Annotated in this window: 19 protein-coding genes and 1 tRNA gene; 14 read left to right on the forward strand and 6 right to left on the reverse strand. The window is 39.9% G+C overall.

All coding sequences use genetic code 11. The annotated features are described in order from the left end of the window. Window positions 1-1,116: a Gfo/Idh/MocA family protein gene (locus tag RT761_RS05760; protein ID WP_218113118.1), complete on the forward strand. Its 1,116-nt coding sequence runs from the start codon at window positions 1-3 to the stop codon at window positions 1,114-1,116. A 53-nt stretch (window positions 1,117-1,169) separates the two neighbouring features. Then, window positions 1,170-1,256: transfer RNA gene (locus RT761_RS05765), tRNA-Ser, on the forward strand. Between the two features lie 314 nt (window positions 1,257-1,570). On the opposite strand, the gene RT761_RS05770 is transcribed toward RT761_RS05765, so the two are convergent. Then, window positions 1,571-2,785 carry a mannosyltransferase family protein gene (locus RT761_RS05770; protein ID WP_218113119.1) on the reverse strand — a complete coding sequence of 405 codons (1,215 nt, stop codon included), beginning with the start codon at window positions 2,783-2,785 and terminating at the stop codon, window positions 1,571-1,573. Between the two features lie 241 nt (window positions 2,786-3,026). Between RT761_RS05770 and RT761_RS05775 the strand changes: the two genes are divergently transcribed. Then, entirely contained in the window at window positions 3,027-3,692 is a 666-nt protein-coding gene (locus RT761_RS05775; RefSeq protein ID WP_218113120.1) for an HAD family hydrolase, read from the forward strand. A 208-nt stretch (window positions 3,693-3,900) separates the two neighbouring features. Next, window positions 3,901-4,401, forward strand: coding sequence for a GNAT family N-acetyltransferase (locus RT761_RS05780; RefSeq protein WP_218113121.1), 501 nt, complete (start codon window positions 3,901-3,903; stop codon window positions 4,399-4,401). Between the two features lies 1 nt (window position 4,402). Here RT761_RS05780 and RT761_RS05785 read toward each other — a convergent pair whose 3' ends face one another. From RT761_RS05785 to RT761_RS05795, 4 genes are all read right to left on the reverse strand, one after another. Continuing rightward, on the reverse strand, window positions 4,403-5,032 hold the full coding sequence (locus RT761_RS05785) for a GNAT family N-acetyltransferase (protein WP_218113122.1): 630 nt from the start codon (window positions 5,030-5,032) through the stop codon (window positions 4,403-4,405). Between the two features lie 180 nt (window positions 5,033-5,212). Continuing rightward, the gene (locus RT761_RS14170; protein ID WP_281388045.1) at window positions 5,213-5,335 is read right to left on the reverse strand and encodes a hypothetical protein; all 123 of its coding nucleotides are present in this window, start codon (window positions 5,333-5,335) and stop codon (window positions 5,213-5,215) included. 562 nt (window positions 5,336-5,897) lie between these two features. After that, on the reverse strand, window positions 5,898-7,244 hold the full coding sequence (locus RT761_RS05790; RefSeq protein WP_218113123.1) for a right-handed parallel beta-helix repeat-containing protein: 1,347 nt from the start codon (window positions 7,242-7,244) through the stop codon (window positions 5,898-5,900). Between the two features lie 55 nt (window positions 7,245-7,299). After that, complete coding sequence (locus RT761_RS05795; RefSeq protein WP_218113124.1) at window positions 7,300-8,982, reverse strand: glutamine--tRNA ligase/YqeY domain fusion protein; 1,683 nt, start codon at window positions 8,980-8,982, stop codon at window positions 7,300-7,302. 497 nt (window positions 8,983-9,479) lie between these two features. Here RT761_RS05795 and RT761_RS05800 point away from each other — a divergent pair, with 497 nt between their 5' ends. The 10 genes from RT761_RS05800 (at window position 9,480) to RT761_RS05840 (ending at window position 22,257) form a co-directional block, all read left to right on the forward strand. Continuing rightward, window positions 9,480-9,938 carry a GyrI-like domain-containing protein gene (locus tag RT761_RS05800; RefSeq protein WP_218113125.1) on the forward strand — a complete coding sequence of 153 codons (459 nt, stop codon included), beginning with the start codon at window positions 9,480-9,482 and terminating at the stop codon, window positions 9,936-9,938. 824 nt (window positions 9,939-10,762) lie between these two features. Beyond that, on the forward strand, window positions 10,763-12,160 hold the full coding sequence (locus RT761_RS05805) for an ABC transporter substrate-binding protein (protein ID WP_218113126.1): 1,398 nt from the start codon (window positions 10,763-10,765) through the stop codon (window positions 12,158-12,160). A 58-nt stretch (window positions 12,161-12,218) separates the two neighbouring features. Continuing rightward, on the forward strand, window positions 12,219-13,121 hold the full coding sequence (locus RT761_RS05810) for a carbohydrate ABC transporter permease (RefSeq protein WP_218113127.1): 903 nt from the start codon (window positions 12,219-12,221) through the stop codon (window positions 13,119-13,121). Window positions 13,122-13,149: 28 nt separating this feature from the next. Then, window positions 13,150-14,013 carry a carbohydrate ABC transporter permease gene (locus RT761_RS05815; RefSeq protein WP_218113128.1) on the forward strand — a complete coding sequence of 288 codons (864 nt, stop codon included), beginning with the start codon at window positions 13,150-13,152 and terminating at the stop codon, window positions 14,011-14,013. A gap of 21 nt (window positions 14,014-14,034) precedes the next feature. Continuing rightward, window positions 14,035-15,162: an ABC transporter ATP-binding protein gene (locus tag RT761_RS05820; protein ID WP_218113129.1), complete on the forward strand. Its 1,128-nt coding sequence runs from the start codon at window positions 14,035-14,037 to the stop codon at window positions 15,160-15,162. A gap of 19 nt (window positions 15,163-15,181) precedes the next feature. After that, window positions 15,182-16,306, forward strand: a complete 1,125-nt coding sequence (locus RT761_RS05825; protein ID WP_218113130.1) for an ABC transporter ATP-binding protein — start codon at window positions 15,182-15,184, stop codon at window positions 16,304-16,306. 12 nt (window positions 16,307-16,318) lie between these two features. Further along, window positions 16,319-17,422, forward strand: a complete 1,104-nt coding sequence (locus tag RT761_RS05830; protein WP_218113131.1) for a zinc-binding dehydrogenase — start codon at window positions 16,319-16,321, stop codon at window positions 17,420-17,422. Between the two features lie 814 nt (window positions 17,423-18,236). Next, a complete protein-coding gene (locus RT761_RS14110; RefSeq protein ID WP_246465380.1) occupies window positions 18,237-18,530 on the forward strand; it encodes a hypothetical protein in 294 nt (97 codons plus the stop codon). After that, entirely contained in the window at window positions 18,472-19,731 is a 1,260-nt protein-coding gene (gene ltrA, locus RT761_RS05835; RefSeq protein WP_246465320.1) for a group II intron reverse transcriptase/maturase, read from the forward strand. Before RT761_RS14110 ends, ltrA begins: the two co-directional genes overlap by 59 nt. A gap of 918 nt (window positions 19,732-20,649) precedes the next feature. Beyond that, the gene (locus tag RT761_RS05840) at window positions 20,650-22,257 is read left to right on the forward strand and encodes an MBL fold metallo-hydrolase (protein WP_218113133.1); all 1,608 of its coding nucleotides are present in this window, start codon (window positions 20,650-20,652) and stop codon (window positions 22,255-22,257) included. A 42-nt stretch (window positions 22,258-22,299) separates the two neighbouring features. Here the strand turns inward: RT761_RS05840 and RT761_RS05845 are convergent, their stop codons facing one another. Next, window positions 22,300-23,754, reverse strand: a complete 1,455-nt coding sequence (locus tag RT761_RS05845; RefSeq protein ID WP_218113134.1) for an IS4 family transposase — start codon at window positions 23,752-23,754, stop codon at window positions 22,300-22,302. Window positions 23,755-23,763: the final 9 nt, after the last annotated feature.

The following is a 23,763-nucleotide window of genomic DNA, read 5'->3' on the forward strand; positions in this document are numbered from 1 at the left end:
ATGAGAAAAGTTGGAATTGGAATTGCTGGTTTTGGATTTATTGGAAATGTACACGCCTTAGCTTTTCAATCCCTTCCTTATTATTACACCGATCTTCCTTATATTCCTGAGATTCGTGGTATTTGTACTTCTCGACCAGATACTGCCATTAAAGCACAACAAGAAACCGGAGTTCCCTTTGTAACCAGTTCAATTGATGAACTCTGTGAGCGGAAGGAGATCGACATCATTGTCATAGCTCTTCCCAATGCCTACCATTTAAAAGCGGTTCAAAGTGCAGCTCAAGCCGGGAAGGCAATATATTGCGATAAGCCCCTGGCTGTGAAGCTTGATGAAGCGTTAGAAATGAAACAGGCAATTCTTAAGAACCAAGTGGTATTTGGAATATCATTTCAAAATCGTTTTGTTGCAGCGATTCTTAGAGCTAAGCAACTCATTGATAATGGTTTGATTGGTGAAATCTATCGAGTACGTGGTGCTTATCTCCACTCTGGATATGGCGATCCGACCCGACCTATGAGCTGGAGATTGAAAAAAGAAATCGCTGGCGGTGGAGCTCTCGCCGATTTGGGGTCACATCTTTCCGACCTTATCCACTACCTTATTGGGAACACAACAATTGTAAGCGCTAAAGGAAGGACTTTTATCACCGAGCGTCCAAGTTCAATGAAAGCTCAAGAATTAGAAAAGGTAGGTGTTGATGACTGGTCTCAAGTCGATTTTGTGCTTGAGAACCAATCCCCGGGAACCATAGAAGTGAGTCGATTCGCCACCGGAAGTTGTGATGAAATGCGTCTGGAAATTGAAGGTCATCTGGGAGCTGTTCGATTTAATTCAATGCAGCCTAATTTTTTAGAAGTTTTTGATGCCCAAAAAATGTCAGGCGCTTATGGGGGTGAACGGGGTTTCCAGAAAATTGAATCTGTTCAGCAATATCCTTATCCAAACCGTATTCCAGGAAAATTTGCCGTTGGATGGGTTCGTTCCCATATTGCTTGTGCCCATGATTTTCTCCAAAAATTTGCTGGAAGACCATCGATGGGTGCTACCATTGATGATGGGATTCAAGTGCAGGAGTTTTTAGATACCTCTTATCAATTGATGGGCTATGAATAATTCCTGTTGTAGGATAATTATAAAACCGGTATAATATCATCTGCGGTTTGAGCGGAGGGATGTCCGAATTGGCAAGGGGCCGGTCTTGAAAACCGGTATGCCGCAAGGCTGTGTGGGTTCGAGTCCCACTCCCTCCGCCATTTTTGTTTACGCCTTCTATAAACTTCAATGCTTCCACAAAAAAGAAAACCATCGAAAATACTATTTAAATAGAGATTTCTATCCTGAAAACCCACGGGCATGATAATTCAAGCCCCAATAATTTATTTTTAATGTAGCGACATGCCATGGCATGTCGAATCCTGGGTTTTTATGCTCATTCAGTACAACAAAAATAGTAGGATGCTTGAACTTGTGAAAACCGGAACCCATGATCTAGCAGATAGAAAAATCGTTTTCCCCAAAATTTATATTACTTTTTAAAAATGAAAATGAGTAAAGCTGGAAAATCTACTTATACCACAAAGAAATAGTTGTTAATAAAACCAATAGAATAAATGACCTGAAAGATTAAAAAGAACAGAATAATTAGATAATCGACCCATGAGTACCTGGCTCCCAGAATACCCATGCCTAAAAAAAGCGGGAAAACCACACTTTGGTAGCGAAGAAAGCTGGTAAAACTTGTATTCATGCTGCAAAGGGATATTAGGGTGAGCAGAAGACCATATAAAATGAGTTCCGGACGCTTTTTTAAGGAGAAAAAGCAATGAACAACCATGAATAGAAAAAAATTGGCAAAAAAGAAGCTAACCGGAGTAAGGTCCCAACCACCAAGGGCGATAAAATGTTTGGTTTTAAAGAAATTTAAATAAGCTTGCCAGGGGTAAGAAAGAGTTCGCTGCCAGTTCAAAGCGTTTTCGTGAAAAGGAGCAAGGAAGTCACCCGTCAAGCGATACATGAAAAAAAGAAAAGATAAAAAGGGAAGGAGAGATAATAAAGCACTTGCCCAATATCGAAAAGGGATTTTTATTGGTCGGAAGTTGGATTCTTTTAAAAGAACAAAAAATACGAGTCCTACGAGAACGATACCCGGGACTCGAGTGATGGCACTTAGGGTGGCACAAAGGAAGGACCAATGGTATTGTTTTCGAAGAAGAAATAAAAATACCAAAGAAAACAGAAAAAGAAAAAGGCTTTCGGTATAGACCAAAGAGAAAAAAATTGATGTTGGAAAGAGGAGAAGATATAGAATAGTTTTTTCTGCAACTTTTTTTTCTCCGGTTACTTCTCCGGTTATGAGAAAAATAACGTATAAAGCACCGAGAAAAAAGATATTAGAAAGCAGGAAACCAATAAGCGGAAGATTCAAATTAAACACCTTATGGATACCTCTCATTATAAGAGGATAAAGCGGGAAAAAAGGCCAGTCGGCTGGAGGATGTTCCTCATCCATGCGGTACTGGTCATAACCTCTTTCTGCAATACGAAGATAAAAAGGGCTATCGAATTTTATATAGTCATTCAAAACTGGTTTATAAGAGTCTTTGATAAAAATCGGAAGAACCATTTTTGAATCCCCGTGTTCTGAGAAAAACTGGGGAGAGGTATCATAATGAGAAAAGAGATTATATCCAAAATAGGTAGTGATATATATCCCTCCTCGACTGATAAGAAACAAAAACAGGATAAAGAGGAAGGAGTTGAGAGAGGCTTTTTTTATTAACATAACATACCTGACTCCAAAACTTATTTAATTAACTGACATTGATAACGACCTATACTACCACATCTATGCAAATTTGGTGAACATTGGAAAATGAAAGAAATGATCATTTTAGAGACTTCTCCTAAGTTCAAATTATAATGGATAATGGTATAATATAGCGTTTCGTTTTGCTTTTATAGCACTAATATGAAAATAAAATCTAAAGTCAGCCAATACCTAAAACAGGAAGTGACTTTTAAAAATGACCAATATTGAATGTATTATTTTTGATTTAGACGATACATTGATCGAATCGGAACCAATTTGGGCAGTTGCGTATGCTAAGCTTTATAAAGTTCTTGGCCAAGATTTTTATCGAAAAGATTTGTTGAAATATCTTGGCATGACGATTTTAGATGTATCTCGAGATGCTCATTCTTTATTAGGAGTAACCCAGTTTACTGTTGAAGAGTGCGCTGCCATGTTACGTAAGTTTCTCCTTGAAGGATATGATGGAAATATAAAAACCATGCCGGGTGTAACTAAGTTTCTCCAAAAAGTGAACGGTCGTTATAAAATGTCAATTGCCTCAGGATCTCCAAGAGAAGCGATAGTAACAACCATAAAAGCCAAAGGATGGGAAAAGATTTTTACTCAATATGTTTCTTCAGAGGAAGTGGAAAATGGTAAGCCTGAACCGGATGTATTTTTAGAAGCCGCTCGCCGATTAGGATGTAAGCCTGAACATACTCTGGTTATCGAAGATGGTGTAAAAGGTATCATTGCGGCGAAAAAGGCAGGTATGGTTGCTTTCTATGTAAAAAATCCTCCAGATCCTGAAGCTGTATCTCGGGCTGACCGCTATTTCCTTTCAATGAAAGAAATTCAATTCTCCGACCTTCAAATAGTTGAAAATAATTATAAATAATTATAAATAATTATAAATGACCTACTTGACTCTCTCCCTACCGAAAGGCTTATTTTATTTGTGTAAGCTTACATTGTTAGTTGTTGTCTTGGAAGATCTTCTTAGAAGAGAGCGATGTATCGGTACTACCCAAAAGCTCAAGTTATGGTATGGTTGAAATACTCAGGTTGTTTCCAAAGAAAGAACGCAATAGAAGAGGAGGTTTACTATGATCACAAAAGCAATATCAGATCAATTTTCTATTCGGTTTGCTACTCCAAACGATATTCCAATTATCCTCCAGTTGATTAAAGAGCTTGCCGAATATGAAAATCTACTTCATATGGTGGTTGCCGATGAGAAATTACTCGATGAATGGTTGTTTCAAAAGAAGGTTGCCGAAGTGATTATTGGTGAAATGAATAACACCGTGGTTGGTTTTTCGCTATTCTTTTATAATTTTTCAACCTTTTTGGGAAAACCGGGTATCTACATTGAGGATGTTTATGTCAAAAAGGAATACCGACACCAAGGGTATGGAAAAAGTTTTTTTCGTTTTATCGCTCAATTGGCTCGGGAACGGGGTTGTGGAAGAATGGAGTGGAGCGTTCTTGATTGGAATGAGCCAGCAATTCAATTTTATCAATCCTTAGGTGCCAACCCTCTCAACGAGTGGACGGTTTATCGATTAACCGGCGAGGGGATTCAAAGTTTGGCCGAAGTTAAGTGAATTACCTCATTAGATACTTTTTCATCCGAATAAATTGAAATTGACTTTTCCCTAATTGAAGAGAGGGACTGGTACGAACCATGACATATCCATATTTCTGGTAAAGTTTAATGGCTCCTTGATTTTCAGCTTCAACATCCAAAACTATATTTACGCACTTATTTTTTAAAGCTTCTGACTCGGCAAATTTAAGGAGGGAGGCTCCAATACCGCGGTTCTGGTATTCAGGAAATACAGCTAAATTGCTAATATAGAAATCATTTTTTTCTACTTTTGGGAAAAAATTCTGTGATTTCAAAAGAAAAATAATCTTTTGGAAAAACCCGTATTTTATAAAGTACTTGAAAAACAATAAGCCGGTTGGTAATCCTTGGTTCCTTTTTACATCTCCGGTATAACCGAGAAGCATCCCAGTGGTTTTACCCTGAATCTCTACAAACCAGGCATGTTCGTGGCTGAATATATTACTAGATTTTTGATATGCGTTTTCCATAAAATTATCACGATGGGGCCCCAATAAAACCGGGAAAAAAAGCGGTGCTGAAATGACGATCAACTGGGCAAAAGCCCGGGCATTGCCACTGTTTCCCCTTCTAATGGTTAACTGTTGATCATTTGTTTTATCATTCATGTTTATATTTACATTATTCATATAGTTTTAGTTGGGTTCATTCTATCCTGAAAATACCATCTTATAAATTCCCCCATTGAGGGGGGATAAAGGGGGGTGTGCCTTTAATCGGTCATCCTGAGCCCTCGCTTTTTGAGGGCGTGAGGATCTCATCTTTTAAGTTTTTTCTTCATAAATACTTTAAATGATGAGATTCTTACGTCGTCCGGCAAAAACACCGGACTCCTCAGAATGACTAAGTGGATGGTAGAGATTGCCACGTCGCTGCGCTCCTCGCAATGACGGAGCAGGAAAAAAACTCAAATCCCCCTAACCCCCTTTGCTAAAAGGGGAAATTCATTTCTAAATAGGTATTTTCATTGTCATCTGGTGCTGCATAAGCAGCATGAGGGTCTATCCTGAAAATACCTTCAAATGAATTTCCCCCCAATGGGGGAAGATCAATTCCTCTCCTTGGAGGGGTGCCGTTTTTTGGCGGGGAGGGTGCTTTTCATTCGTCATTCTGGACTTCCACCCTCATCCTCACCTTCTCCCATCAAGGGAGAAGGAACTCTGACTCGTCATTGCGAGACCTCGTTTCTTGAGGTCGTGGCAATCTCTTGAGTCATCTTTTATTATTTGTGGAATTGTGGTATTGAAAATGATGAGATCCTCCCGTCGTCCGGCAGCAAACTCCGGACTCCTCAGAATAACAAATTAGGTGGAAGAGATTGCCACGTCACTTCGTTCCTCGCAATGACAGAATAAGAATGGGCATGATAAATCATGCCTAATAATTTAATTTTAATGTAGCGACATGCCATGGCATGTCGAATCTTGAGTTTTCATCCTCATCTGATGCTGTTATACAGCATGAAGGTCTATCCTAATAATATTCATAAGCTCCAATATCTATTCCGGTTCCTTGCGGACGAGGGTTCTCATCAAAATCAACTCTTGGTGCTCCTTGGTTTGTTCCGCTATCAATAGCCAAACTATGACCATCAAGATGGAAGTCATTATTTATTGCATCTACAAAAAGTTGAGAGAGTGAATCGATGACCAACGAGTGTTGGTCTTGACCACTATAAGATGTCCAAGCCCCGGATTGTGTTTGATCCATAGAAAATTCATCTTCATACCCAACAGCAATAACCCGATCAGGATTTGAATTGTGAAATATATTATAATCACCCTGATAATTGGTTGCATTTCTATCTTCAAATGCTAATCCAATGTTTTTACCATCAGCCAGAATGGTATTATACATTTGCAGTGAATCGGAACCATTGTTTATCCAGATATTAAAGGTATCGGTTCCGACCAAGGTACAGTTTTGGAGAGTAACGGTTTTTGGTTTATCATTCCAGTCTAATTCGACATTGGCGCTTTGATTTCGGTAACTCAAACAATTAACCAGCTTGACTTGGTCTTCCCATATTTTATATCCACTATTCCAGCAGTGGTGAGCTTCGCAACCGTGAAGGGTAGTATTATGAGCACTGATATCAAAACCGTCAAACACTTCATAAACTAAACAGTGATTCAATTCAAAATCATGCTGTGTTCCATGACCCAAGGCAAAACCATCGACATTCTGATCGGAATCTTGCCCGGAATGGGCGATACAGTTGTTAAATGTACCATGATGACAATCATTTCCTCCCGCCGGAGAAGCATCAAATCCATACAGGATAAATTCATAAGCTTCGACTCCATTTAGTACAAAATGATGGGTACCATCGACCAATCCAATTCCGCAGGTGACTTGAGAAATGATACATTCAGAAATCTCAATATAACTAGCACTTTCAATCCAAATACCATGATCATTCCAATTTTTGATTTCAAGTCCGCTAATATTAATAAAAGATTGGTTAATAGTAAACCCGGTATTAGCATCGTTTACTCCATCTCCGTCAATCACTGGTTTTTCCCCAGGATAATGAGTAAAAGTAATTGGCCCCTGAGTTTCATTCCCACTGTGAATAGTTGTAACCGACTCGTGATATAGACCTTGACGAATATAAACAGTTTGACCGGGTTGAAGATTGTCGGCAGCATGTTGTATGGTTTTCCATGGTTTTTCTTCGGTTCCTGGATTACCATTATTTCCCTGTGGTGAAACATAAAAAGATCCAGGAGAAGCTATAGAAATCATCAAGTAGGAAAAACTAAAATAAAATATCAACGAAAACAATACTATTCCAAAAAAAGTGAATGAAATTTTCATAATTCCCCTCCTTGTAATGATGCTATAATTTCATTCCTTAATTTAAAAATCCCCGCTATTCCCTTTTCTGAATCTTGGCCCAGGTATCTTTAAGAGAAACAATCCTATTGAAAAGCGGTTTTTCTGGAGTATGATCAATGTCAGCGCAGAAATAACCTTGGCGCAAGAATTGAAAACGATCTAAAGGTTTCGCTTGAGTAATTGAAGGCTCAACCAAGCAATGATCAAGTGTGATGAGAGAATCAGGATTTAAATAATCGGAATAGGTTTTCCCTTCTTCCATATCCGAGAGGTTTTTGAGCGTAAAGAGGTGATCGTAAAGACGAACCGTTGCTCTTATTGCTACCTCTTCAGCTACCCAATGAAGGGTTCCTTTTACTTTGCGACCGGAAAGATCAGATCCACTGCGAGAATTTGGATCATAGGTGCAATGAACTTCGACAATATTACCCGAAGAATCTTTAACTATTTCTTGACAGGTAATAATATAAGCATGTTTCAGTCGAACCTCTCGACCTGGTGCTAATCGGAAGAACTTTTTGGGAGGATTTTCCATAAAATCTTCTTGCTCGATAAATATATTACGGGAAAATTGAATAATTCGAGTCCCGTAGTCAGGGTCTTCAGGATTATTATCGGCAACCAGTTCTTCAATTTTTCCTTCTGGATAGTTATCGATAACGACCTTAAGAGGCCGCAGAACTGCCATGACCCGAGTTGCGGTTTGGTTTAGCTCTTCACGAATCACATGATGAAGAAATTCAATATCAACAATACTTTCTACCCGAGAGACCCCAATTTCGTCGCAAAAGCGCCGAATCGATGAAGGAGTATACCCTCGCCGCCTCAGTCCGCTGATGGTGGGCATTCGTGGGTCATCCCATCCTGAAACGATACCTCGATTCACCAATCCAAGGAGGAAACGTTTACTCATAACTGTATAGCTCAGATTGAGCCGAGCAAATTCATATTGATGAGGTCGAGAAGGTATTGAAACATTATCTAAGAACCAATCATAGAGCGGTCGATGGTTTTCAAACTCAAGAGTGCAAATTGAATGAGTGATTCCTTCGATGGCATCTTCATACCCGTGGGCAAAATCATAAAGAGGATAAATGCACCAATTATCGCCAGCATGATAGTGAGGTTTCTTGAGAATCCGATATATAACCGGATCCCTCATATTGAGGTTGGGATGAGCCATATCAATTTTGGCCCGTAAGACACATTCACCCTCATCAAAACCACCATTTTTCATTTTTTCAAAGAGATATAGGTTTTCTTCTACTGTACGATTTCGATAAGGGGATTCGATGCCTGGTTGGGTGAGAGTACCGCGATTTTCTCGGATTTCGTCAGCAGTTTGATGGTCAACATACGCTTTTCCTTGGGAGATAAGCTCTATAGCCCATTCATAGAACTGCTGAAAATAATCTGATGCATAACAGAGACGTTGCCATTTGAAACCTAACCACTCTACATCACGAATGATCGCATTTTCATACTCCGGTTCTTCTTTTTCTGGATTGGTATCGTCAAATCGGAGATTACAGGTTCCATTAAATTTTTCAGCTAAACCGAAATTAAGACAGATTGACTTGGCGTGACCGATATGAAGGTATCCATTTGGTTCCGGTGGGAAACGGGTTGCAACGGTTTTTACTTTTCCACTTTTTAAATCATCGATTATGATTTGTTCTAAAAAATTGGCCCCTTTTTCAGGAAGTTCCATATTCATGCAGTCATTCGCCTCCAATAATCAGTAACTTTCAGGAAATTCCTTAAGTATAAAGTTCGAATATGACATAATTTTTATCTCTCAAGGGTCATTATATCAAAAGGGATAGAGAATGTGGGACTTTTACCCTCATCCTACCTTCTCCCATCAAGGGAGAAGGAATTATAAAATCGCCCTTTCAGTCTTTTTTTCATCCGCAACTAGTATCGTTTAATAACCTAAGGATCTATCCTTTTCATTACTATTATATTGGTGGTTATGAAAATAGTAGCTATAATAGAGATGATAACCTTACTTTTCCAATGCAACTGTATATTAAATTAACAAAAATAATTAGGAATACTAAAATTGTTTTTATTAAAAGAGTAAAAAAGTGTTCTTAATAAAATCACATATAAATGGATTGATCAAACTCAAATGAATTGAAATAAAAAGGGAAAAATGCTTTTTCGTATTTTAAGGGATTAAAAATATTTAAGATAGGAGGGGGTTGAATTATGCTTTTTAAAATTGATGTTATTGATCAAAAAGCTCAACCGGTTTTGTATGTCCGAACCAGAACCATTATGGGAGATTTGCCGAAAATTATTGGAGAATCGTATCATAAAATTTTTGAATATCTTAAAGAAATGAATGAGAATCCGGTTGATGCACCCTATACAGCCTATTATAGCCTTGACATGAATGATTTAGACGTAGAAATGGGTTTTCCAATAAGTCATCCCTTACCGGAAAAAAATGAAATAAAATCAGGTGAAATACCTCGAGGTAGGTATGTGACATGTTTGTATAAAGGTCCGTATAGCCAGATGGAACAACCATACAACGAAATATTCCGGTGGATTGAAGAAAATGGTTATGAAAAAACCGGAGTTTATTATGAATATTATTTTAATTCTCCAACCGAAGTCCCCGAAAGCGAACTCATAACTCGGATTGCCATTCCAGTTAAATAGTTAAAAATTATTTCGGAAAATTAAAATAATTATTGCGGATATTATTCCATTTATGATAAAATGGACTTGTTTTATAGGATTGAGTGGAGGAAATCATAGAGAAAACAAAAAAGTGAGGTGAAATACGGGCTAGAATCCAAGGAAAAATTTGAAAAAATAAATTACCATAAATGAAACATAGGATTACCACCATGTAAGTTTTTTAATAATCAATGAAAATATGATTAAATCAAAAGAATTAAAATTGCTCAATAAGTTTCTATTCTAGTTAATAACTTATCAAGATAGAGTACTACTTCATAATTCCTCGCAACAAACATGCAAAACTCACTCAACATTCCCATTAATTGATTGGTTTGTCCTTCTCATACAAAATGATTCTCTTTTTATATGATTTTTTAAGATAGATATGCGTTCTATTAGGCGGTCTCAGATTGTAATGGAAGTAATTTTCTTAATTTATTGTAGAAAAGAGTATAACTGTTTTTATGTTGAAAAACGTTGCTGCCTCAAGCTCTAAAACAAAAACATAAAAGATGAGATACTCATGCTCTTGAAGAACTAGAAATTAGCATGAAGCATTTTAAACCATCATTGATTACCTATCATTGTTAAACACCACTTATCATCACTCAATTATTGAAAGACTACTATATGCACCAACAGAAAATATCATTTTACAGTAGCGATCTCATAAAGCATGAAGTGATTTCAAAAGAATATAGAAGGGGGGGGTGAAAAACTTATCAACATATTTATTCTAATGAAGGCTATTTAAAAATAGCGATTTAAATTGAAATGGATTTAAAAAGGAGGGTAAAAAAATGAAGAAATATTTACTCCTAATTGTTATTGGATTAATTCTATTAGCAAGTTCACTCGCTTTGTCTCAAGAAGATCCTTTAGCTTACTATAAGCAAGCAAAAATCAATTGGAGAGCTTTTGAAGGGACACAACTTACCATTGGGCTCAATAAGCATCCTTTTACCGAATCATTGCGACCCTTACTTCCTCACTTTGAAGAGCTAACCGGCATTAAAGTTGCTTACGTCATTTTACCAGAAGAAGAATTCTTTGAGAAATTATTAATTGACCTCAGCAGTGGAGGTGGAATATTCGATGTGTATATGACTTCACCAATGTTTGAATGGAGGTATCAATATGCCGGATGGATCGAGGATCTTAACCAATTTTGGAACAATCCTGAGTTAACTGACCAAGAATGGTATGATCGTGATGACTTCTATGAAAAACCACTCCGAGCGAATATGTGGGATGGAACCATTGGTGGTGGTCTTGGACAGGGAAGATGGAATGCAATACCGGTTATGGCTGAATTTTTCTGCCAGGTTTATCGAGAAGACCTTAGAGAAAAATGGGGTTTAACGGTTCCGACTAATTATCCTGATCTTCTTACAACCTTGACCAAAGCAGCAGAAATGGGAAAAAAGGAAACACCCCAAGTTTATGGAGTGGCTAACCGTGGAATCAAAAGCTGGTCAACAGTACATTCAGGATATTTCACAGCCTTCAGCACCTATGGTCAAAAAGATATTAATCCCGACCTAACCGCAGCAATTAATACCCCGGAAGCAAAAGGAATCACTCAAATCTGGGTAGATATTTTACAGAAAGCTGGACCTCCTGGCTGGCCGAATTATACCTGGTATGATGCTAAACAAAACTATGCAGCCGGTCGATTCTATGAGATTACCGACTGCGATTTCTTTGCTGCAACTTATGAAAATCCTGCCCAATCAGTAGTAGCTGGGAAAAATGGATATGCCCTTCCAGCAGCAGCTCCAGATGGCAATATTACCTCCAATATGTGGACCTGGGCACTGGGTATGAGCTCTTTTTCCAAATATAAAGAAGCAGCATGGTTATTCCTACTCTGGGCTACTGCACCACAAACTATGCTCGATGGTACATTAATTCATGATAATTTCAATCCAACACGTAAGTCAGTGTGGGAAAATCCCGCAGTTATAGAAAAAACCATGAAGTGGGGAACCGAACCCGGACAGTACCGAAAAATTGTTGATGATATGTATGCTATGTATGGAGACATCCGTTGGACTCCTAATCCCGATGTTACCACTGTAGGTGATATCTGGGCTGAAGCACTCCATGAAGCTTATGAAGGGAAGAAACCTGTTGAACAAGCTTTAGAAGATGCGGCAGCAAAAATAAACGAATGGATGACTAAATGGAAAAAGTAAATAGAGGTGAATCGGGTGGGATTGAATCCCACCCGATTTTAAGGGAGGCTGAGGTAATTTGATTAATCCTTTTGGAATAAAAGAAAGTTTTTGGAGCAGAAGAAAAGCCTTTCTCCTTTTTTTACCGGCTTTTATTATCACGGTCGGAATTTTGGTCCCTTTTGGATATTCGGTAGTAATGTCTTTTACCGATTTTAATTTAACTTCAGGTACCAGCAATTTTATTGGTTTTGGTAATTATCTAAAAATGACCAAAGATTCAGAATTTTGGAATTCACTGAAAGTCACACTTTTATTCACTTTAGGAGCAGTTATATTCGAGGTGGGAATTGGTTTTGTTGCGGCATATTTGTTAAATTTGGGATTGTTGGGGCAAAAGTTATGGCGTACTTTGTTTTTATTACCGGTTATGCTACCACCTACTGTTGCGGCTATTATGTGGAAATTAATGATGGCACCCATCCAAGGAGTTTTTAATTATCTCCTCCAATTAGTTGGGCTTCCGGTTTCGGAATGGTTAGGATCATCTTCTACAGCATTGATTTCGGTAATTTTGATTGATGCTTATGTATTCATTCCCTTTGTTGGAATGATTTTTTTGGCAGGAATTCAAAACCTCCCCAAAGAACCCTATGAAGCAGCTGCTGTTGATGGAGTATCAAGTTGGTTTACCTTTAGAAAATTAACAATACCACTTTTGAAGCCAGTTATACTAATTGTTTTGTTATTTCGCATTATGGATTGTCTAAAGCATTTTGACATCATTTACGCAGCGACTAAAGGGGGACCAGCCAGTGCCACCATGACCCTTTCAGTTCAATCGTACTATCAGAGTTTTAGATGGACTAACATGGGGTATTCCTTTGCACATCTTGTGGTGTTATGGGCAATTGTTTATGTTTTGAGTTATTTATTAGTGGAAAAATGGAAAAAGGCAGTTCGCGAAGTACACGGAGGTTAAGTAAAAAAATGTTTTGGAGGTCTTACCAATGGGAAACGAAAAATTAACTTTGGGAAAAGTTTTATCCGCCATTGGATTGGTTCTCATTATGTCCTGGACCATTTTTCCTCTTTATTGGGTTTTTAATATGTCAATCCAAACACCAATCGATGTTATTTCCTATCCACCAAAATTTTACTATGATGCTACTCTCGAAAACTATTCGGTGGTTTTAATAGGGAAAGCCTGGTTGGGAAAATATGAAACAGTTCAAACTGATTTTCCTAGGTATTACTTGAACAGTTTGATCGTTTGTTCAGGCGCAGTGGCAATTAGTATGTTGTTAGGCGTCCCTGCTGCCTATTCTCTGGCCCGATTTGCTTTTAAAGGGAAGGAAAATTTTGCTTTTACTCTTCTAAGTTTCCGTTTTGCCCCTGGTTTGATTGTCATTATTCCTCTTTTTGTTATTTTTAGAAGACTAGGACTATACGGAACTTATTATGGGATGATGTTGGCCTATCAACTTATTACTCTTCCTTTTTCGGTTTGGCTGATGAGAGGTTTTTTTGAAGATATTCCTATCGAATTAGAGCATGCTGCTCGAATTGATGGATATAGCTGGTGGGGAGTATTTCGAAAAGTAAATCTTCCGTTAGTAGCCCCTGGAATAGCTGCTACCGCTATTCTTTCATTCATTTTTGCTTGGAACGAGTTTTTATTCGGATATGTTTTATCGTCAGATATTACCCGACCGGTTACTCCCTCATTAATGGGTTTTATTTCTTACGAACAGGTATTATGGGGACAAATGGCAGCTGCTGCGATTATTACTCTTTTGCCATCGGTTATTTTAGCTATTTTTATTCAAAAGTATTTGGTGCGGGGATTAACTTTTGGTGCAGTAAAGGGATAACGGATGAAGGGGGGGGTAAATGTGGCTGAGATAGAATTGCGGAAGGTGGTCAAGAAATACGGAGAATTAACTGCTGTAAATGATTTAACCTTTAAGGAAAAAGATGGTGAATTATTGGTTTTATTAGGAAGCCCAGGCGCCGGAAAAAGTTCCACATTAAAAATGATTGCTGGAGTAGAAAGCGTTTCTTCGGGAGAGATAATTATGAATGGGCAAGTAATAAATCGATTTGATCCTTCTGAAAGAGACATGGCAATGGCTTTTGAAACCTATGCTCTTTATCCCCATTTATCGGTTTTTGAAAATATAGCTTTCCCTCTTCGTTCTCCAAAGAGAGCTCAAAAGTATTCAGAAGATGATGTTAAAAAGATGGTTCAGGAAGTCGCCGAGTTTTTGGAAATAGAAATGTTGTTAGAAAGAAAACCGAAAGAATTAAGTGGTGGTCAACGGCAAAGAGTTAGTCTTGCAAGGTGTTTAATTCGAACTCCTCAACTTTATTTATTTGATGAACCTATTGCTCATCTTGATGCCAAGCTCCGACATCGGTTACGAAGAGAACTTAAAAAATGGCAACAGACAAGAAAAATTACGACTCTTTATACGACAACTGATTATTTAGAGGCATTTTCCATGGGTGATCGAATTGTCATACTAAACCGTGGGATTTTATTACAAATCGGGAAATGGGAAGAGATTTATAATAGACCAGCTCATTTGATTATTGGAACAATTATTAGTGATCCTCATATGAACACTTTTTTAGGAGAAATTGTTTCTGCGGAAGACAAAATATCTATCCAGGTGAAAGATATTAGATTTGATATTCCTTCTGAAATACAAAATCAAATTATAGGATCCAATGTAAAAGAAGTGATAATGGGGATTTTTCCCAGTAAGATTCAACCTGTGGATCGAGTGGAAAATAAAAGTTTAAAATCGAACAATTATGTGGAAGGGCTTGTTGAGTTTATTGAATCTCGGGGATCAAGGAGAATAATTTTTTTAAAAACACCACACAGCCTTACTTTTACTTTACAAATCCCCTTAGAACGACCAATCAGAATCGGGGAGAACATTATGTGTTTATTTGGTAAAGAGAATATTCAAATTTTTGATAAAGATACTAAAAAGAACATTATGCGCTTATAGGAGAAGAGGGGTGGGGTGATTGGCAGAGGTTCGAGTTGAAAATGTATGGAAATATTATAGAGAAGAAGCTGGGCTTGAAAAAAGAGTAGAAGCGGTAAGAAATGCAAGTTTTACATGTAATGACCAAGAATTTTTATGTCTATTAGGTCCTTCTGGCTGTGGAAAAACCAGTACTTTGAGAATGATTGCTGGTTTAGAAAAAATTTCTAAGGGTGATATTATCATAGGAAACCAGAGGGTGAACAATTTACCACCAAAAGATCGAAAGATTGCCATGTCTTTTGAATCTTATGCTCTTTATCCACCATTAACAGTTTATGATAATATTGCTTTTCCCCTTCAAGCGAGAAAATATCCAGAAAGTAAAATAAAAGAGAAAATTAAAATAGTCACTGATTTATTGGACATTGGCGATATTCTCTCTTTTCGACCTGCTAAATTAAGCGGGGGCGAACAACAACGAGTTTCCTTAGCTCGGGCTTTAGTTAGAGAAGATGCATTAATAACTCTTATGGATGAACCGATATCTCATCTTGATGCTCAGTTGAAGGCAAAAATGAGAATCGACCTAAAGCGATTTCAAAGAGAGATGGAGCTTACAGTCATTTATGTGACTCATGACCAATTGGAAGCTCTAAGTATGGCTGACAAGGTTGTGGTAATGAATCTTGGCGAAATTCAACAGATTGGGACACCTGATGAACTTTATCAACAACCAGCCAATCTATTTGTAGCTGGATTTATCGGAGAACCACCAATGAACTTTCTTCCTTGTACTTATATTGAGGAAAGTGGTTCATTTTTTTTAAAATTTCTTCAATCTAAATTTGAAGTTGATACTGATTTAGCTCATCTTCTCCAAGCTGAAAATGGAGTTAACCAAAAATGGTTGTTTGGTGTTCGTCCGGGAGATATTGTTATTGGTAGGGAAATAGAAAAAAGCTACTGTCTCGAAGGTCGAATATATAGTATTGAACCATTGGGAGAGACTTCAATTGTCATAGTGGAGGTCGAAAATCAAAAGATTTTTGTTGAAGTTCCTGGATTACCATTAGAAAGAGAAGGAGAAGTAGTAAAAGTTTATTTTAGTAAAGCTAAATCTCATATTTTTAATCAGACAAATGGGAAAGCATTAAGAATATGATGGAGGTGAATTATGCCATATGATGAAAGAATAGATAGCCTACCAACAAAAATGAAAGCGGTTGTTGCTTATAAACCCGGAGATTATCGGATAGAAGAGATTCCTCTTCCTGAGGTCGGCGATGAAGAAGTTCTTTTAAAAGTTGGTGGGTGTGGAATATGCGCCGGTGACGTTAAAGGCTATCATGGAGCTCCTTCTTTCTGGGGTGGTGAGGGTCAACCAGCTTGGATACAAGCTCCTTTTATCCCTGGCCACGAGTTTTATGGTCAGGTAGTAGCTTTAGGGAAAGGCGCTAAAGAAAAATATGGTTTATCCCTGGGTGATTGGGCAGTATCTGAACAAATTGTTCCTTGTGGGAAATGTCGGTTTTGTCTGGATGGTAAGTATTGGATGTGTGAAGTCCATAATATTTATGGATTCCAGGGAAAAGTTGCAGACGGAGCTTATACGGAATATATTAGACTTCCTCGAACTGCTCGAAATCATAAACTTCCGAATGATTTTCAATTTCGTTTAGCACCATATATTGAACCATTAGGTTGTGCTATCCATGCGGTGGAAAGAGGGGATATCCAGTTTAATGATGTGGTAGTGATTGCTGGTTTAGGAGCGCTGGGTTTAGGAATGGTACAAGCGGCTCGCTTAAAAAATCCCAAATTACTTATTGCAATAGATATAAAAGAAAACCGAAATAAACTCGCCTTGGAATACGGAGCTGATTACGTGTTCAATCCGAAAGAAGAGGATGTGGCATCCAAGGTAAAAACTTTAACGAATGGGTATGGATGTGACGTATATATTCAGGCGAGTGGACATCCGGCAGGAGTTATCCAAGGTCTTCAAATGGTACGAAAATTAGGGAGATATGTCGAGTTTAGTGTTTATAATGATCCAACTACAGTTGATTGGAGTATTATTGGCGATCGGAAAGAGCTCGATTTACGGGGCGCCCATTTAAGTCCCAATACCTACGAATCGGCAATTCGATTTATTCATAAAGGACAAATTAAGCCGGAAAAAGTAATCACTCACGAGATACCTTTAGAAGAATTTAAAAAGGGATTCGAGATGGTAGAAAAGGGGGAAGAATCAATAAAAGTTGTTCTAATCCCGTAGCCTTTCATTTGTTTTTAAATTAAGAAGCACTGGGATGTTTCCTTCCAGTGCTTCTTAATTTTTATTATTAATTGCTATAAAATCATCTCTTTTTTTTAAAAAAAAGAGAAGGAAAATTATAAGTTATCGCAAATCAATCGAATATATCCAACACCATTACTCTATAACCCCATCATTAATCTTCGATTTATACCTTATAATTTTTTAATAGACCTCTATGCTGTTATGCAGCATCAGATGACAATGTAAAAGTTGGCCTCTAACTACGCCTCTCCCACCATGGAAGAGGAAAGCAAGAGAAATGAGAGAAGTTTGGAATGAGGGTGAAATTTTTACTATTTACAATTGACAACTCACTTATCAATGCATTTACAAGGTAGACTTTCATGCTGCTTTGCAGCACCAGATGAGGATGAAAATGATGCCCCCTCATCCTCACCTTCTCTGTACGAAGGGGCGAGGGAAAAAAGCTTCCCCCTTTAGCAAAGGGGGTTAGGGGTCGTGCCCGGCATGGGCATATTTTATAGGGTGGAAATCCCGAACGGCGAAGGGAATCGTAGCCGTTAGCTTAAGGCAAGGGTGTCCACCGTGAGGTGGAATCTGAAGGAAGCCAGCGGCAAATCTCCGGCCTGAGGAACACGAACCTCAAGCGAGGCTCTTGACAAGTGGATGAGCTTGCCCCTCAAAGCGAAATCCTGATTCCCAAAGGTGTCAGGAGTACATGAGGCAGGTAGATGGAGAGACAGAATAGGCTCTTACCCGGGGAGGCCTGCTGGCCGGCCGGGTCATCCGGTAAGGGACACCATATTCAAAAGTGTCCGTGAACCAGCAGGAGTCAGCTGAGGCCATAGTACTTAAAAAAAAAGGAAGGGCCGAACGAAAGGAATGGGAGTCACGTCATGAGTTCAGACCAGGAACATCGACAGCCGAATATCTCGAACGAGAGCTTCCTCAAAGGGGAAGCGGTGAATCCGTCTTCCTTCCGAGAAGTGCCGAGTTCCCGTCGGGCACCTCGACGCCAGCCTCCCAACGAAGCCACCCGGTTCCTCATGGAACAGGTTATCCAGAAAACCAATGTCCAGAAGGCTCTCAAACGGGTCATCGCTAACCGAGGAGCCGCGGGAGTGGATAAGATGGAGGTCACTGACCTTCCTGCTTTTCTCACCCGCTCCTGGCCCCGTATTCAAACTGAGCTTCTGACCGGTACCTATCACCCTCAGCCGGTCAAACGAGTGGAAATTCCCAAAGCGGGTGGGGGAACTCGCCTACTGGGGATTCCGACTGCCGTTGACCGGTTCATTCAACAAGCCATCCTCCAGGTTCTTTCCCCGCTCATTGACCCCACCTTCTCCGAGGCAAGCTTCGGATTTCGTCCGGGACGGAATGCCCATCAGGCCATCGAGCGGGCCAGACAGTATATCAAGGAAGGCTATGAAGTCGTGGTGGATATTGACCTGGAGAAGTTCTTTGACCGAGTCAACCATGACATCCTCATGCATCGCCTCTCCTGTCGGATTGCGGATAAGCGCCTCTTGAAACTCATTCGGGCCTATCTCTCCGCCGGGGTGATGGTGGAAGGGGTGCGGATGGACGTTGAAGAGGGAACTCCCCAGGGAGGTCCCTTGAGCCCACTCTTAGCAAACATCCTGCTCGATGACCTCGACCAGGAACTCACTCGCCGCGGTCACCGATTCGTTCGGTACGCCGATGACTGTAACATCTATGTCAAAACCGAACGGGCTGGGCAACGGGTCATGGATAGTGTCAAGGAATTTCTCTCAAAGAAGCTCAAACTCACCGTGAATAAAGAGAAAAGTGCAGTAGACCATGTCAAGAAACGGAAGTTCCTCGGATTCTCTTTTCTCATCCGAAAAGGAGAAGTGTTGCTCACCTTACCCCGTCAGTCCAAAGAGCGGTTCAAGACGTCCATTCGGCGATTGACCGCCGGTCATACCGGGTGTCCACTTGCGGAGCGTATCCGTCGGCTCAATTCGTATCTTACCGGCTGGGTGGCGTACTACCACCATGCTGATACCTCCACGTTCTTTCGGGACATGGATTCCTGGATACGTCATCGGTTGCGGATGTGTCTTTTGAAGCAATGGAAGAAGCCGGCAACGGTGAAGCGACACCTTTTGGCACGGGGAATCGCACCGATTGAAGCCGCTCAACTGAGCAGTTCACGTCTGGGATATTGGCGATTATCACTCTCACCGCAAATGCATCGGGCATTTGATAATATCTTCTGGAAATTAAACGGGTTGGTTAGTCTGTTAGACAAATACCAGAAGCTTCGGGTATCCTTTTGAACCGCCGTATACCGAACGGTACGTACGGTGGTGTGGGGGGGACGGGGGTTAGCCACCCCCTCCTACCCGGTGATTTGAAAGAACTAGACAAAAAATCGAATCCTTTTCAAACTCCCTTTATTTAAAGAGAGAGGAATAAAAAAGATTAAAGTCAAGAGATTGCCACGTCACTTCGTTCCTCGCAATGACGAGTCAGAGTTCCTTCTCCCTTGATGGGAGAAGGTAAGGATGAGGGTGAGGCATGGATTCGACATGCCATGTCATGTCGCTACATTAATCGGGCACGATAAAGGCTGAGGGGGCGAATGAAAAAAAATGAAAGGATAAAAGAAAAAATTACAAGATGAGATCCTCACGCCCTCGAAAAGCGAGGGCTCAGGATGACAGATTAAAGAATTCATTTGATGGTATTTTCAGGATAGACCCTCATGCTGCTTTGCAGCACCAGATGAAGATGAAATATAGCTATCCAGAAATCAACTTCCCCCTTTAGCAAAGGGGGTTAGGGGGATTTGAAAGAACTAGATAAAAAATCGAATCCTTTTCAAACTCCCTTTATTTAAAGAGAGAGGAATAAAAAAGATTGAACTCATGAGATTGCCACGTCACTTCGTTCCTCGCAATGACGAGTCAGAGTTTCTTCTCCCTTGATGGGAGAAGGTAAGGATGAGGGTGAGGCATGGATTCGACATGCCATGGCATGTCGCTACATTAATCGGGCACGATAAAGGCTGAGGGGGCGAATGAAAAAAAATGAAAGGATAAAAGAAAAAATTACAAGATGAGATCCTCACGCCCTCGAAAAGCGAGGGCTCAGGATGACCGATTAAAGAATTCATTTGATGGTATTTTCAGGATAGACTATTATAGTATTGATGTGAAAAGAATATTTTTTATCATTAATGAGGACGGGAAAAAATGAGCGTGAAATTAAGTTTTTTCACCGGAGGAGGAGTTGATGGGATCGGAGGAAATAAGATCCTTCTCGAGAGCCATGGAACAGCTTTGTTCCTTGATTTTGGAAAAAGTTTTAGTGAAGAGAACAAATACTTCGATGAGTTTCTTAAACCCCGAGGGCTTAATGGTTTAGGAGATCTCTTGGCTTTCGACCTCATTCCACCGCTACCAGGTATCTACCGAGAAGACTTGGTCATTCCAACCCAAAACTGGTGGGAAAAAGTATCCAGTCATCCTGCTTTTAGAGACCTTACCATTCAGGGGGTTCTTTTAAGCCATGCCCACCTGGATCACTCCGGGTATATTTCTCTTTTGTCTCCTGACATACCGGTTTATACCAGCCTTCTCAGCGCATTGATTTCCAAAGCTATTCAGGACTGTGGAATATCCGACTTTCTTTCAGAAATCGTTTATTCTAAACCCAAAGAAATATTGGAAGACGGCTTGATCTGTTCCGATAAGAATTACTCCAATCCATCTCAGCAAAGACCATACTATGTTTTTACCCATCAACCACTTTCAGAATCAGTTAGAGGTTTTTGGAATCAAGCTCCTGGAAAACGCCCTCTTTCTCCAGTTTCACTCTTACCAATTTTGGAAGAAAAGGTGACTGTTGGGAATCTTCCCGTTCGATTTTGGTCGGTGGATCATTCTATCCCTGGTGCCGGAGCTTTTGGTATTCATACGCCCGAAGGGTGGATTCTCTATTCCGGCGACCTCCGGATGAGTGGGAAACAAACCAAAAAGACCCAAAGATTTACCCAAGAAGCTGGTGCTCTTCAACCACTCCTTTTGATCATCGAGGGGACTCGAGCCAACCTGAGTACAAGTCATGGATCAAAACACTTTACCGAGCAAGATGTTGCCGACCGGATCAGCCAGATCATTAAAAAAGCCAAGGGTCTGGTCATTGCTGATTTTGGTCCACGAAATTTGGAGCGTTTAATTTCGGTTCTTAAAGCCACCGAAGATGTGAATCGACAATTGGTCATTACTACTCGGGATGCTTATCTTCTCGAAGCTTTAAATCAATGTGGTGAAGTCGACCTTCCCAATCCCTTGGGCCACCCCAATATCCGGATTTATGCTGAAAAGAGGGTTCGCACCTCCGAATGGGAAAGCACTCTTTTAGAAGGTTGCCGAGCTCAATGTTTAACTGCCGAGGATGTCGCATCTCATCCCAATGAATTTGTCTTTTGTTTCTCCTATTATGATTTCAGTGAACTCATTGACATCAATCCCTCAGGAGGAGCCTATATCTATTCAGCAACTGAAGCTTTCAACGAGGAGATGCAGTTGGATGCAGTCAAATTAAAAAACTGGATTGATCACTTTCATTTCCAGCTCTTTGGGAATCCCTTTGTTCAAAAAAATACTGATAGTCATGATCCACTGCATGTCGGAGGTCATGCACGACCGGATGAGCTTCTCAATATTATTGAAACCATTCATCCCAGTTATCTTCTTCCGGTTCATACCGAATGTTTTGAATTCTTCGAAAACCACTTTGGAACCAGAAAAGACATCAAGCTTATTCGTCCTCAAGCGGGGGAAGCAGTAGCTCTGTAACGCATTGGAATGAATCAAGAATCCAATTATCCAATTAAATACTCAACTTTCGCAGTTCAATAATAGCACTTTTTCTCTCAACCATGCTGGAAGACTATTTACAAAATAGATGAGTAGCTCTTTGACTTTTTCTTCTGAAAGGACAAGAATCTGTTTGATGGTCGTCTTCAGGAGCTCAAGAAGAAGAGTGAGTGCTTCCATAAGAGTGATATCCTGAATTTCATCATAGCAGGCATAGAAAAGCTCGCCAAAGGTTCGGGGATCGGTGTTTCTCCGGGCAATAACCGCGAGCATGATATAGCGGATAAAGACGATACTGGTATGGGATACCAGAGCATCATAGGATCGAACCTGAAATTCCCGAGTGAGTTTCAAGACCGATTTCACCATCTTGAAGAAAACCTCGATATCCCAGCGTTTCCCATAGAGGGTGACGATCTCGTCTTCAGAAAGAGACAGATCAGTTGAAAGCAGTGCCAACCATTGAGATTTTTGTTTTTCACTTCGGACAAAGACAATCCGAGCTAAAAGTGGTTTCCCAGTGAGATTGAGATTCACGACACCCGATCCAATGATATTGCCGTGTGGTCTTTTCTGAATTCTGGTGAAAAGAGAGGAAAGAGAAAGAACTTTTCCACCAAAAGAATAGTAAATTTTTGGGGTGTTTTTGAGCATGCACACCACTGATAATCCGCGAAGAGCACATTTGCGGATGAGGGCTGGAAAACTGAACCAACTATCAAAAAGAATAGTTGAGACCAAAGGACAGTGTTTTAAGGCTCCATCCAGTAGGTTGAAGAAGACTTCTGGAGTTTTTTCTTGGGATTCTTTCCGAAGACGAGCTCTTTTGCTCCGTCCATCAACGGAGGCATCCATGGGACAGAGCTGGTTTTCTTTTTGGTGAGAACTTAACAATGAAAAAGCAAAGGGAATGAATGTAGCACCATCGGTGAGTCCTAAAGTGAGCATTCTGAAACCCCGACTGAACCGTCCTTGGGCGTGATCATAGAATCGAGAGAGCCCTTCAACTTTCAAGCTCCGAGGCCGTTCATAGGGGGAATCATCCACCACCCAGGTGTAGCGTTTCAAACTGGTAAAAGGAAGGAGCGCTTCAGAGACTACTTTGGTACTCAAAAGAAAGAGCAATTTTCGCCAGCTCCCACTGGTCTTGTGGAGGAAACGGTAAAGAGTGTCTTTCTTTCCTTGGAAAAGGGGATGTCGAGATTGGAGAAGACCAGCAACGTTTTTCTGAGTAAAGACTAGGAGAAAGATCATCTGAAAGACGTCTTTGACTGGGAACCCTTTCTTTTTGTTCATATGGCATTTTCGAAACAGTTGGTTCACTTTAAACTCCTTCATAAAGGAGGAAAACATGGGTAACAAGGTCCTTTCATTTTTCAAATTTTCTGGTAGGATAGTCATGAAGACACCTCTCTCTTTGTGGTGATTGGTTTTTTTCCTTAAGTCAATTCTACCAGAAAGGAGGGGTGTTTTCATTAAAAAACC

This window comes from Atribacter laminatus, assembly GCF_015775515.1.
Classification (GTDB): Bacteria; Atribacterota; Atribacteria; order Atribacterales; family Atribacteraceae; genus Atribacter; species Atribacter laminatus.

Bases quoted from the DNA above. Each gene is read 5' to 3' on its own strand.
- RT761_RS05760 (WP_218113118.1), top strand. From the start codon at position 1: ATGAGAAAAGTTGGAATTGGAATTGCTGGTTTTGGATTTATTGGAAAT.
- RT761_RS05770 (WP_218113119.1), bottom strand. From the start codon at position 2,785: ATGTTAATAAAAAAAGCCTCTCTCAACTCCTTCCTCTTTATCCTGTTT.
- RT761_RS05775 (WP_218113120.1), top strand. From the start codon at position 3,027: ATGACCAATATTGAATGTATTATTTTTGATTTAGACGATACATTGATC.
- RT761_RS05780 (WP_218113121.1), top strand. From the start codon at position 3,901: ATGATCACAAAAGCAATATCAGATCAATTTTCTATTCGGTTTGCTACT.
- RT761_RS05785 (WP_218113122.1), bottom strand. From the start codon at position 5,032: ATGAATGATAAAACAAATGATCAACAGTTAACCATTAGAAGGGGAAAC.
- RT761_RS05790 (WP_218113123.1), bottom strand. From the start codon at position 7,244: ATGAAAATTTCATTCACTTTTTTTGGAATAGTATTGTTTTCGTTGATA.
- RT761_RS05795 (WP_218113124.1), bottom strand. From the start codon at position 8,982: ATGAATATGGAACTTCCTGAAAAAGGGGCCAATTTTTTAGAACAAATC.
- RT761_RS05800 (WP_218113125.1), top strand. From the start codon at position 9,480: ATGCTTTTTAAAATTGATGTTATTGATCAAAAAGCTCAACCGGTTTTG.
- RT761_RS05805 (WP_218113126.1), top strand. From the start codon at position 10,763: ATGAAGAAATATTTACTCCTAATTGTTATTGGATTAATTCTATTAGCA.
- RT761_RS05815 (WP_218113128.1), top strand. From the start codon at position 13,150: ATGGGAAACGAAAAATTAACTTTGGGAAAAGTTTTATCCGCCATTGGA.
- RT761_RS05830 (WP_218113131.1), top strand. From the start codon at position 16,319: ATGCCATATGATGAAAGAATAGATAGCCTACCAACAAAAATGAAAGCG.
- ltrA (WP_246465320.1), top strand. From the start codon at position 18,472: ATGGAACAGGTTATCCAGAAAACCAATGTCCAGAAGGCTCTCAAACGG.
- RT761_RS05840 (WP_218113133.1), top strand. From the start codon at position 20,650: ATGAGCGTGAAATTAAGTTTTTTCACCGGAGGAGGAGTTGATGGGATC.
- RT761_RS05845 (WP_218113134.1), bottom strand. From the start codon at position 23,754: ATGAAAACACCCCTCCTTTCTGGTAGAATTGACTTAAGGAAAAAAACC.